Below are 683 nucleotides of genomic sequence, written 5' to 3'. Positions count from 1 at the left end.
CGGCGACCGTCCACATTTCATACTTATTCCCGTGCCAGGTTGCCAGCCCCGCAACCCTCTCCTAAGATCGATGCACGCAAGGGTGCAGCGGAGCTGCCCGATAAAACCCGATTCAAGGATCCGACATGACCCATATCAAACGCTCCATCACCACCGAGCCCCGATCAGGGCTGACTCGCGAAGAGCTCTGGGACGACCAGGACAAGGGCCTGATCAAATGCTGGGAAATCGGCCGCGACCGGGCGGCGAGATTTCCCGAGCTGGCGCAACGGTGCCTCAACGGTGAGCTGCCGGTGCTGGGTTGGAAAGGCGGGGTCAGCCGTAGCCTGAAGAAAACCGCCAAGTTCGGTTGTCTCAAGTACCTGGCCCAATGGCAGGGCCTGCGTGGCGAAGACCTGGACATCGACCTGACCCGGGAACGCACACTGACCTGCTCGAGCACGAGCATGGTCGTGACGTTCACGCCAGACCGAGCCAAGTATGTAAACCAGGAGCCCGCCTGACCACAACCGCTTCAAGCCGGAGGCCAACATGACATCTGCGCCCAAGGTCAACTTCGCGGTGACGCCACTGCTGCGCATCGCCTACGAAGAACACGGCCCCGCCAACGGCGAGCCGATCATCCTGCTCCACGGTTTCCCCTATGATCCGCGTGCCTTCGACGAGGTTGCCCCGGTCCTGGC

2 protein-coding genes are annotated in these 683 nt (G+C 61.9%); both read left to right on the top strand.

What is annotated here, in order from left to right:
• Nucleotides 1–125: 125 nt before the first annotated feature.
• Nucleotides 126–503 carry a hypothetical protein gene (locus tag OC610_RS28435; protein ID WP_264433054.1) on the top strand — a complete coding sequence of 126 codons (378 nt, stop codon included), beginning with the start codon at nucleotides 126–128 and terminating at the stop codon, nucleotides 501–503.
• Nucleotides 504–531: 28 nt separating this feature from the next.
• The coding region (locus OC610_RS28430; protein WP_408636678.1) for an alpha/beta fold hydrolase at nucleotides 532–683 on the top strand (152 nt) is incomplete at its 3' end.

This window comes from Pseudomonas agronomica, assembly GCF_025917275.1.
GTDB classification, from domain to species: Bacteria; Pseudomonadota; Gammaproteobacteria; order Pseudomonadales; family Pseudomonadaceae; genus Aquipseudomonas; species Aquipseudomonas agronomica.
Note: the sequence above shows the minus strand (reverse complement) of the source record. Positions and strands in the feature narration are given on the sequence as shown.

Excerpts from the sequence above, each read along its gene's own strand:
- OC610_RS28435 (WP_264433054.1), top strand. The coding sequence starts at position 126 with ATGACCCATATCAAACGCTCCATCACCACCGAGCCCCGATCAGGGCTG.